Below are 10,212 nucleotides of genomic sequence, written 5' to 3'. Positions count from 1 at the left end.
AGACAGGAACCCTGGACCGGCCGTTATGCGCCGAAAATCAGTTGGCACGCGGGGAAAACCCGGGCATGCTTGCAGACGTATGAACAATATTTCGCTACCCCGCCTCGGCGTCGACTTCGGCCGAGTGATTCAGGGGGCCGCGCTCACACCGGGCGCCGCGGACACCGTATTCCTGTCGGGCGGCTTCGACGAAGCAATGAGCACTCCACCCGGTCCCGACGCGTTCGCGGTGCTCAACCGGCTGGTGAGCCGCTTCGACGGCAACGCCTGGGTGATCTCGAAATGCGGTCCGCGCATCGAACAGCGCACCAGGCAATGGCTCGACCATCACGACTTCGCCGCCCGCACCGGCATTGCCCGAGAACACTTGCGCTTCTGCAGAACTCGCGCGGGCAAGGCGCCGCACTGCGCCGAACTCGGCATCACGCACATGATCGACGACCGGCTCGAAGTGCACGCGACCCTGCGCGATCTGGTGCCCCGGCTGTACCTGTTCGGCGCGCAGACCGGGCCGATCCCGTCGTGGCTGACCCACACGCCCGACTGGCCCGCGGTCGAGCGTGCGGTCGGCGCGGATCTCGCAGGTCAGACGCTCGGATCGCCGTAGGACGCGGCGATGTCCTTGCTGCTCGGCCACCCGCTGTAGGTCGGTGATTGCGGCCAGCCCGCTGGGCTGTCCTGCCATTCCTCCTGGCGGCCGTAGGGGAGCGCGTCGATGAGGCCGAAGGTGTAGGCGAGTTGTTCGGTGCCGCGGCCGTCGGTGTGCCAGCTGCGGTAGACGGTGTCGCCGTCGCGCAGGAAAGTGTTCACGGCGAAACCCGCGCCGGGGCCCGCGCCCATGTCGGCGCCGAACGGGCTGTCGGCGGTCGAATACCAGGTCATCGCGTTGCCGACGCGCTTCTTGTAGGCGAGTGCCTCGTCCATCGGCCCCTGCGTCACGATGACGAATCGCGCGTCGTAGCCGTCGAGAAAGTCCAGTCGTGCGTACTGCGCGGTGAGGCCGGTGCAGCCGGGGCACTGCCAGGTGTTCCCGGGTGTCCACATGTGGTGGTAGGTGATCAGTTGCGAGTGTCCGTCGAAGACCTCGGCGAGTGAAACGCCGCTGCCGTCTTCGGCTGTGAGTGTGTAGTCGGGCAGGCGGACTGCGGGCATGCGCCGGCGCTGGGCGGCGACGGCGTCGAGTTCGCGGGTCGCGGCCTTCTCCCGGATCCGGAGCTGATCGAGTTCGGCCTGCCAGACGTCCTGATCGACGATGGTGGGCAATGCGGTCATGGTGAGCCACCCTTCAATGTGTACGGCGTGCACATTTGATATGTTCACACCGTACACTCCGGCGAAAGGGGCTTCAAGAGTTGGCCTATCACCACGGTGACCTCGCGGCGGCCTTGGTCGAGGCCGGGCTGGAGCTCACCAGGGCCGGCGGCCCCGGTGCCTTGACCATCCGTGCGGTCACCCGCCAGGTCGGCGTCACGCCGAACGCCGCCTACCGGCACTTTCCCGACCGGCGCGCCCTGCTGCGCGCGGTCTCGGCCGCGATCGAGTCCAGGATGGCCGAGGGGATGGAGCGCGGCCCCGCGACCGGTCGTGCGAGCCTGCGCGCGGTCGGTCTCGGCTATATCGGGTTCGCGCTGCTCGAGCCCGGCTGGTTCGCGGTCGCGTTCTTCGGTGCCGGTGACACCTCGCCCGAGTCGGTCGTCGACTCGCCCGCCTACCTCGCCCTCGCCGACGCGCTCGACATGATGGTGCACATCGGCGAGCTCGCTCCGGCGGCGCGTGCGGGTGCGACCTGGAGTTGCTGGTCCACCGTGCACGGATTCGCGGAACTGGCGTTGCGCGGGCCGTTGCGGCACCTGGACCGCGCCGAACTGTGGCCGCTCGCCGAACAGGCCGTCGACACGGTCATCGCGGGGCTGCCCTCAGTGGTGTGATCGGTATCACTGTGACCAGTGGTACGCGAGCTGAAGGTGAAACGATCGGCCCTCGCATGTAGTCTCATCAGTGGAAGGGTGTGCCCGAGTGGGTACTCCAAGCGATCCGCGGAGCGATCACCCGCGGCGACTGCGAGGAGGTGGGGTTGCAATGCGCAATGAACCTCCCAGTCGAAGGCCGCGCGGCGTCACCCCTTCGTCCTCGTACTGCCGATCCTGACCTGCTCGGTCCGGTCTGTGCGTGCCGGCCTCGGTGGTGGACGCCCCGCGGTGTGAACCACCGTCACTCGTTCCACTTCTCGCGCATCCTGTAGCTGTCCGTGCCGCAGGCGTGCGCGCTGTCACGCCAGAGGACTCGATCATGTCGAACGTCGATCTCGTCACCACCCGTCATGTGCCCACCGAAACCGTTGTGCCCGAAGTGGTTTCACCACGCCGCGCGGCGGTGGAAGACCACGCTGTCACCGAGGCGCTCGCGATCCTGTCCGAATCGGTGCGCGACATCGTCGAGACCCACCGGGTCTGTGGCGGCCTGGACTGGCTCGACAACCGTCCGCCGCACGTCATCGCCGACGCGCTGGCCCGCATGGACGCCGTGCAGGCCGGTGTCGTGTTCCGGCTGCTCGACAAGGAGCGCGCGCTCAGCGTGTTCGAGGAGCTGGAGCCGGTCGACCAGCAGCAGATCCTGCAGGGCCTGCGCGAGAAGAGCTTTCGCGATCTCGTCGAGGCGATGGACCCCGACGACCGCGCCCGCATGCTGCACGAAGCGCCCGCCAAGGTCGCCAAGAAGGTCCTCGCCGGGCTGAGCCCGCGCGAGCGCCGGATGACCGCCACGCTGCTCGGCTACCCCGAGGGCTCGGTCGGGCTGTACATGACGCCGGAAGTCGTTGCGCTGCCGGACAATCTGACCGTCGCGCAGGCGCTGGGTTGTGTGCGCGCCAAGGGCGCCAACGCCGAAACGGTCTACACGCTGCCCGTGGTCGATCGGGGCCGCCGCCTCACCGGCATCGTCGAACTGCGCGAGCTGGTGCTGCACGCGCCGGACGCGATGGTGTCCGAGCTCGTCGTCACCGAGCCACCGTTCGTGCGGGCCACCGATGCCGCGGAGAAGGCCGCCCGGCTGATGAGTTCCACCAACCTCATCAACCTGGTGGTCGTCGACAGCGAGGACCGGGTGGTCGGGCTGCTCACCATCGACGACGCGATGGAGGTGCTCGAGGCCGCCGACAGCGAGGACGTCGCCAAGCAGGCCGGTTCGGCGCCGTGGGAGGGCCACTACATGGCCGCCAAGGTGTTCCAGCTGGCGCGGTATCGGGCGCTGTGGTTGATGTTGCTGTTGTTCGCGGCGACCCTGACTGTGAGTGTCACCGACATGTTCGCCACGACGCTCGAACAGGCCGCGAGCCTGGCGCTGTTCATCCCGTTGCTGATCGGCGCGGGCGGCAACGCGGGTGCGCAGGCGGCGACGGCGTGCGTGCGCGCGCTGGCCGTCGGCGAGGTGCGGGTCTCGGATCTGTTCAAGGTGATCTGGCGCGAATGCCGGGTCGGGCTGGTGCTCGGCAGCATGCTGGCCGCGGCCGGGCTGCTGATCGGCACGGTGTTCGTGGGGCCGAAGATCGCCATCGTCGTGGCCATCACGTTGGTGGTCATCTGCGGCTGGGCGGCGACCATCGGCGGCACGATGCCGTTGCTGGCCAAGAAGTTCCGGATCGACCCCGCGGTCGTGTCGGCGCCGATGGTGACCACTCTGGTCGATGCGACCGGGCTGATCATCTACTTCACGACCGCGAAGCTCGTCTTGGGGATCTAACGCTGCGGAAAGAGTGTGAGCGCCTGTGCCATGACGTCTTTCGCGACGTCGTCGGTGGCGGCGACCACCTCGACCACGGGGATGCGCCTGCCGAAAACGGTGGATTCGGCGGGCAGTTCCGGGCCGACGGCCGCGGTGTAGATCGGGATCGAGCTGTCGTACACCGAGACCGAGCGGTGCACGGTGCGGCCGTTGATGTGGTCCTCGGTGCTGTTGGCGGCGAGATACTCGGGCACGCGGTACTCGTAGCTCACGGTGATCTTCTCGCCGCGATAACCGAACAGGCACTGAGTGAGTCGCTGTTCGTCGTCGGGGACGGCGCCGGCCAGTCTGCCCCGGACCGTGCACGGATCCGCGCCGAGCAGCACCGTCGGCGCGGTGTCGGGGGAGGTGCCCTGTTTCGGCGACTGACGCCAGCGCTCGATCATGCCGGGCACGAGTTCGTCGGCGACCGCGCACGGGTTCTTGCCCGGTGTGGAAAGGCCGAGATAGAAGGCCGCGCTCGACGGGAACTGGGCGGTCACGCCGCAGGCGCGCGGTTCGCCCGTATCGCGGTCGGGGACCGTGCGGACGTTCGCGTCGCCGATCTGCCGCGTGGTGCCCCGGCCACCGGCCGACAGGCTGCTCAGCAGGGTGGCGTGCCAGGTCAGGGTCGAGCCCTCACCGGCTTTGTCGCTGCCGATGATGGCCCGGCACGAATCCAGGCCGACGGTCACGCTCTTGACCTCGCCGAGTCGTGCCAGCGTGTCGCGCGGAAGCAGCGCGCAGACATCGACCTGGCGGGTCGCCTGGGCGACCTCGGCTCGCTGGGCGAAATCCTGGGGGACCTTCGACCAGAACTCGGGGGGCTGGGCGGGCATCACCGGTGCGGGCGGCGGCGGCAGCTCCCCGTAATCGGGTGGGTTGCCCGCGTCGTCACTCCCGCATCCGGCGCACACGAGCAACGCGGCAGCGGCCAGCGCCATCCTGCGATCCATCGGCACCCCTGTCCTCGACAGATACGGGCCCGGACCCGCGCCCGACCACCGAGTCTGCCCGTGACGGCAACTCTCACGCAAACATCACGCCAGGTCGTTCTCAGAACGTTGTCGTCATCGCACCGGCGCTCAGGTGTCAGCGAACCAACGGCAAGGTTTCGCGCATGACCTTCTCCGCGATCGTCGAGTGGGCGGTGACCGAGACCGTCGGCACGCGCCGACCGAGCAGGGCGTCGGTCGGTCCCGGTGCGAGTCCGGGACCGACGACGGCCGACAGCGACGCCATGTCGGCCTGGGCTGTATCGAATCGGTACACCTGGCGCGAGCCCACGATGAAGGCCGGGGTGTCGTCGATGATCGAGCGTTCCTCGTTGTAGTCGAAGGTGACGATCGCGTCGTGCCCGTCGACGCTCATCTTGCACGTGGTGACGCGTTGATCGGCCACCGGCACCCGAACGCCGAGCAACGGCGCGACCGCGCACGGATCGGCTCCGGTGATCACCGCCCGATCCGAATCCGGCGAGGAACCCTGGGGCGGCTCCTCGCGCCATTCGGTCAACGCGATCCGCACCAGCGTCTTCGCCGTCGCGCACGCGTCCTGCGGCGCCCGCACGCTGAAGGACAGGTCGGCCCCCGCCACGAACCGCGCCCACGCCTGACAGGCCCCGCGCACCTGCGGATCATCCGACGCGGCGGGCTCGTCGTTGAACAGCACCCGCACGTCGCCCATCGACTCCTCGTCCACCGGGCCGTCCATGCTCGGCTCGCCCTCGAACATCACCCCGGTACTCCAGGTCGCGTCGATGCCGGTGAGATGACCCGGCACGGCGATACTGAGCCGGCACTGATTCGGATGCACGTTCTCGATGTCGCGCACGGTGCCGAGGGTGCCCAGTGCCACGCGGGGGAGCAGCGCGCACACATCGATCGCCCTGACCTTGCGCAGAACCGCGACCTTCTCCTGATCGGAAACCGCTGCGGTGGACCAGAATCCACCCTCGGGCATGGAGTCCGGTGCCGGTTCGCTTCCGCAGGCGACCATCGTCAGCACTGCGGTGGCGATCAGGATGAGCTGTCGCACAGGGGTTCTCCTTGTCCGGTCAGGTGGCGGGGAAGAGTTCGGTGGTCGAACGGAGGACGGATTCGAGGGCGGCACGGTCCGTGCCGAAGACCCGGATGGTGGGGACGGCGGGGCCCATCAGCTCGGATCCGGGTCCGGGCAGGCTGGGGCCGACTATCGCTGTGTACGAGGCATATTCGCTCGTGTCGTCGCTGGGGCGGTACCCTGTGTGGCCGTTGACGGTGAAGAGGGACTTGCCGGTGTCCGCGTAGCCGCGCGCCTCGTAGCCGTAGTCCACATCGATGGCCGCACCTCGGAAAGTGAACTGGCAGGACCATATCCGTAGGTCGAGGACGGTGACCGCAGTGTCGAGCGCGGTGGCGACCTCGCACGGGTCCTTGCCGTGCAGTGCGGTCCGCGGGGTGTCCGGGGAGGTGCCCTGTGCTGGTTCGGCGGCGAGTCCGCCCATCGCGCGGGCCAGTGCGGACTGGGCGGCCGGGCACGGTTCGGTGCCCAGTGGTGTTCGCACGTGGACCGGGAGCGTGGTCGTATTGGCGAAAGCCGCGGTGGCGAGACAACTTCGGTCGAGCTGTCCTTCGACCTGGGGGCCGTTGTCGAGATCGCGCAGAACACCGACGGTGATGCCGTCGACCTCCTCGCGCCGGGACTGTCCCCAGCCGTACCCGGTCGGCGCGACACCGATCGCCCAGCTGACCGAGGTGCCCTTGCCGCTCTCGGTGGAGTCGAACGTCGCTTCGCACTTGTTCGGGCCGTCGTTCTCGACCGCGAGCAAGGTGCCGATCTTCGCCAGGTCGGTCCGGGGGATGAGCGCACACGGGTCGATCGCGCGCAGCCGGCGCAGCAGTTCGAGGCGCTGATCGTCGGAGGTCGGCGCCGTCTTCCAGTACGCGGGCATCGCGGACGCCGCCTCGATCGGGGTGACCGGCCGGTGCCCGGGCAGTTCCTCCTGGCAGGCGGTGAGCCCGATCATGACAGCGGCGGCCACCGCGCAACGACGCCACAGCATCGACAATCCCCCTCGCGCGGGACGACTCCCGCCTCCCTCCGGCTCACGTTCGAGCCCTGTCGAATGCCCAGTGTGCCGGAATCGGCGCCCCGGATCCGCACCGGGCCCGGGTGCGCCGGGCAGTGGCGGCGCTCACCGGTGTAGCGAGTGTCGGCACACATGTGGCGAATCACTGGCGATGCGATGGTGGTGAGTTCGCGATCGTGCCGCACAATGGGGGCCGCGTGTGTGGTGTGGGTGTTCGGCCGGTCGGGTCGAGTTCCGCGCGCCGCAACACAAGCTGTAGTGCTCCCCGAGGTTGTCACCCACTACGAGTAGTGTTTGTGGGTGAAGGGCTTCGCGCACGGCGGCGGGTGCGGGTCAACAGGTCTGGCGGAAAGGTGTGGAGGCGGAATGAAGCTCATCGATCGGGCGTCGGCCATCAATTGGAATCGGGTGCCCGATGAGAAGGATGCCGAGGTCTGGGATCGGCTGACCGGCAACTTCTGGTTGCCCGAGAAGGTCCCGGTGTCCAACGACATCCCGTCCTGGAACACCCTCACGCCCGACGAGAAGCAGCTCACGATGCGGGTCTTCACCGGCCTGACGCTGCTCGACACCATCCAGGGCACCGTCGGCGCGGTCTCGCTGATCCCCGACGCGATCACCCCGCACGAGCAGGCGGTGTACACCAACATCGCGTTCATGGAGTCGGTGCACGCCAAGAGCTACAGCTCGATCTTCTCCACCCTGTGCTCCACCAAGGAGATCGACGAGGCCTTCCGCTGGTCGGAGGAGAACCGCAACCTGCAGCGCAAGGCGGAGATCGTCCTGGGCTACTACAACGGCGACGACCCGCTCAAGCGCAAGGTGGCCTCCACGCTGCTGGAGAGCTTCCTGTTCTACTCCGGCTTCTACCTGCCGATGCACTGGTCCTCGCGGGCCAAGCTCACCAACACCGCCGACATGATCCGGCTGATCATTCGCGACGAGGCCGTGCACGGGTACTACATCGGCTACAAGTACCAGAAGGGCCTCGAGCTGGTCTCCCAGGCCGAGCGCGACGAGCTCAAGAACTACACCTTCGAGCTGCTCTTCGAGCTCTACGACAACGAGGTCGACTACACCCAGGACCTCTACGACGAGGTGGGCCTCACCGAGGACGTCAAGAAGTTCCTGCGCTACAACGCCAACAAGGCGCTGATGAACCTCGGCTACGAGGGCCTGTTCCCGAAGGACGAGTGCGAGGTGAACCCGGCGATCCTGTCGGCCCTGTCGCCCAACGCCGACGAGAACCACGACTTCTTCTCGGGTTCGGGTTCCAGCTACGTCATCGGTAAGGCGATCAACACCGAAGACGAGGACTGGGAGTTCTGAGCGCACCAGTACTGTGAACGACGGCGCACCTGTTCGGGTGCGCCGTCGTTTTCTATGGCGCGGTCTTCGGATGACCGCGTTTGCGCCACCGCAGCGGTGGCATGCCGAACCGGCGGTGGAAAGCGCGGTTGAACGCGGCTTCCGAGTGATAGCCGACGGCGCCGGCGATCCGGCCGACCGGTTCGGCCGTCGAGCCGAGAAGGCGGGCCGCGTGTTCGAGGCGCCGGTCGGTGACGTAGGCGCCGGGTGACTGCCCGAGCAGCCGGGTGAACCGATCGGTGAACGTGGACCGCGACATCGCGGCCTCGGCCGCGAGTTCGGCGATCGGCCACGCGCGGTCCGGATTGTTGTGGATCCTGGTGAGTACCGGACCGAGGGCGGGGTCGAGGGCGGCGGTGAGCCATCCGGGCGCGGTCGTGTCGTCGGCGGACCAGGCCCGCAGCGCGTGGATGAACAGTAGGTCCAGGATGCGCGAGATCATCACTGCGGCACCTGGTCTGGCGTCGGTGATCTCGACGACGAGCAGGTGCAGACTCGGCGTCAGCCAATCACGGTCGTCGCCTCCCGCCCGGATCAGTACCACCGGCGGCAGGACCGACAGCAGTGGATCGGCGATAGCCTCTTCGACGCCGAAGGTGCCGGTGACCCAGCGTGGCGCCGCCGGATCGGCGAGTTCGGTGACGCGGCGGAAGCTGTCGGCGGCGGTGAGCCCGCGTGCGGGCACCGAGGGTGTGCCCACGGAGATCACGTGCGGGTCGCCGCGCGCGAGCAGCGCCATATCACCGTCACGCAGGGTGTGGGACCGGCCGCCCACGCGGAGCTCGAGGTCCCCGCGTTCGGCGATGTGCAGCAGCCGGATGCCGCCGGGCAGCCCGATCGCGAAGGGCGCCGGGGGTGCGCAGCGGAGGAGCCGATCGCCGCGCAGCCGAACGGTGTGCAGGATGTCCGACAGGGCGTCGAGGGTGGTGTCTCGCGCGAGGGGATCACCGGCGATCGGTTGATCGGCAAAATATACCGGGTCTTCGGTCATGGTATTTGCCTCATCATCCAAATATCGTCAATGGTGCTCGTCGCGTCAATCGGCTCCGCGGTATCGGGCCGATCCGGCCGGCGAGAAATCCGACCGAGAGAGAGGCCTCGCAATGGCTGCCAAGCCGACAATCGTTCTGGTCCATGGATTCTGGGGTGGCGCCGCGCACTGGGCGAAGGTGATCGTGGAATTGAACCGACGCGGTTATCCGGGGCAGTACGCGGTCGAGAACCCGCTCACCTCGCTGGCCGACGATGCCGAGCGCACCAGGAAAATGGTGGCGCAGATCGACGGCCCGGTGCTGTTGGTCGGTCACTCCTACGGTGGCGCGGTGATCACCGAAGCCGGCGATCTGCCCAACGTGGCGGGCCTGGTCTACGTCGCGGCCTTCGCGCCCGACGCGGGGGAGAGCCCCGGTGCGATCAGTGAGCAGTTGCCGCCCGCCGCGTTCGCGAACATCGCACCGGACTCCGACGGTTACCTGTGGATCGCGCAGGACAAGTTCCACGAAAGCTTCTGCCAGGACCTGACTTCCGAGGAAGCGCTGGTGATGGCCGTGACGCAGAAGGCGCCACTCGGCTCGACGTTCGGTGACACGGTGACCGCGCCTGCCTGGAAGGTGAAGCCCACCTGGTACCAGGTGTCCACCGAGGACCGGATGATCCACCCCGACAACGAGCGGCGGATGGCCGCGCGGATGAACCCGCGCAAGACCATCGAACTCGCCGCGAGCCATGCCTCGCTGGCCTCGCAGCCTGGCGCGGTCGTGGATCTGATCGACGCGGCCGCCCTGGACATCGCGGGCTGACCCGGCTTCGTCGCCGCGCTACTCCGGCGCCACGCTGATCGCGCGGGAGTAGCGGGCGGCGATCCGGCGTAGGTGCTCGGTCAGTTCGGGGCCGCGTTCGATGTCGAAATCGGTGTCGAGGGCGCCGAGGAGGAAGGTCAGGCCGCGCGGGTTGTCGGCGCCGATCTCCAGGCGGCAGGTGTCGGCGTCGATCGGTTCGATGGTGCCGTAGGTGGC

At 68.1% G+C, this 10,212-nt stretch carries 10 protein-coding genes and 1 pseudogene; 5 read left to right on the top strand and 6 right to left on the bottom strand.

Translation table 11 applies throughout. From position 1 onward, the window contains the following. Positions 1 to 79 precede the first annotated feature (79 nt). A complete protein-coding gene (locus ACFWF3_RS11540; RefSeq protein WP_378991503.1) occupies positions 80 to 607 on the top strand; it encodes a hypothetical protein in 528 nt (175 codons plus the stop codon). On the opposite strand, the gene ACFWF3_RS11535 is transcribed toward ACFWF3_RS11540, so the two are convergent. Continuing rightward, on the bottom strand, positions 586 to 1,272 hold the full coding sequence (locus ACFWF3_RS11535; protein WP_379313591.1) for a DUF899 family protein: 687 nt from the start codon (positions 1,270 to 1,272) through the stop codon (positions 586 to 588). The two genes, ACFWF3_RS11540 and ACFWF3_RS11535, sit on opposite strands and share 22 nt — an antisense overlap. A gap of 80 nt (positions 1,273 to 1,352) precedes the next feature. Here ACFWF3_RS11535 and ACFWF3_RS11530 point away from each other — a divergent pair, with 80 nt between their 5' ends. Next, positions 1,353 to 1,928, top strand: a complete 576-nt coding sequence (locus ACFWF3_RS11530; protein ID WP_379313589.1) for a TetR/AcrR family transcriptional regulator — start codon at positions 1,353 to 1,355, stop codon at positions 1,926 to 1,928. Between the two features lie 361 nt (positions 1,929 to 2,289). Further along, positions 2,290 to 3,738: a magnesium transporter gene (gene mgtE, locus ACFWF3_RS11525; protein ID WP_378991507.1), complete on the top strand. Its 1,449-nt coding sequence runs from the start codon at positions 2,290 to 2,292 to the stop codon at positions 3,736 to 3,738. Here mgtE and ACFWF3_RS11520 read toward each other — a convergent pair. The 3 genes from ACFWF3_RS11520 to ACFWF3_RS11510 all read right to left on the bottom strand — a co-directional run bounded on the left by ACFWF3_RS11520 (position 3,735) and on the right by ACFWF3_RS11510 (position 6,802). After that, positions 3,735 to 4,715: a peptidase gene (locus tag ACFWF3_RS11520; RefSeq protein WP_379313587.1), complete on the bottom strand. Its 981-nt coding sequence runs from the start codon at positions 4,713 to 4,715 to the stop codon at positions 3,735 to 3,737. The two genes, mgtE and ACFWF3_RS11520, sit on opposite strands and share 4 nt — an antisense overlap. Before the next feature lie 136 nt (positions 4,716 to 4,851). Beyond that, a complete protein-coding gene (locus ACFWF3_RS11515; protein ID WP_379313586.1) occupies positions 4,852 to 5,796 on the bottom strand; it encodes a hypothetical protein in 945 nt (314 codons plus the stop codon). Positions 5,797 to 5,815: 19 nt separating this feature from the next. Beyond that, positions 5,816 to 6,802 carry a hypothetical protein gene (locus tag ACFWF3_RS11510; protein WP_379313584.1) on the bottom strand — a complete coding sequence of 329 codons (987 nt, stop codon included), beginning with the start codon at positions 6,800 to 6,802 and terminating at the stop codon, positions 5,816 to 5,818. Between the two features lie 393 nt (positions 6,803 to 7,195). Here ACFWF3_RS11510 and nrdF point away from each other — a divergent pair, with 393 nt between their 5' ends. Beyond that, a complete protein-coding gene (gene nrdF, locus ACFWF3_RS11505; protein ID WP_056812336.1) occupies positions 7,196 to 8,158 on the top strand; it encodes a class 1b ribonucleoside-diphosphate reductase subunit beta in 963 nt (320 codons plus the stop codon). A gap of 52 nt (positions 8,159 to 8,210) precedes the next feature. Here the strand turns inward: nrdF and ACFWF3_RS11500 are convergent, their stop codons facing one another. Beyond that, entirely contained in the window at positions 8,211 to 9,188 is a 978-nt protein-coding gene (locus tag ACFWF3_RS11500) for a cupin domain-containing protein (RefSeq protein WP_379313583.1), read from the bottom strand. Positions 9,189 to 9,300: 112 nt separating this feature from the next. Between ACFWF3_RS11500 and ACFWF3_RS11495 the strand changes: the two genes are divergently transcribed. Continuing rightward, a complete protein-coding gene (locus ACFWF3_RS11495) occupies positions 9,301 to 9,996 on the top strand; it encodes an alpha/beta hydrolase (RefSeq protein WP_378991512.1) in 696 nt (231 codons plus the stop codon). Positions 9,997 to 10,014: 18 nt separating this feature from the next. Here the strand turns inward: ACFWF3_RS11495 and ACFWF3_RS11490 are convergent. Then, positions 10,015 to 10,212, bottom strand: a pseudogene (locus ACFWF3_RS11490) (transcriptional regulator); the annotation flags it as partial.

Origin of the sequence: Nocardia sp. NPDC060220, from assembly GCF_042727815.1 — a bacterium.
Classification (GTDB): Bacteria; Actinomycetota; Actinomycetes; order Mycobacteriales; family Mycobacteriaceae; genus Nocardia.
Note: the sequence above shows the minus strand (reverse complement) of the source record. Positions and strands in the feature narration are given on the sequence as shown.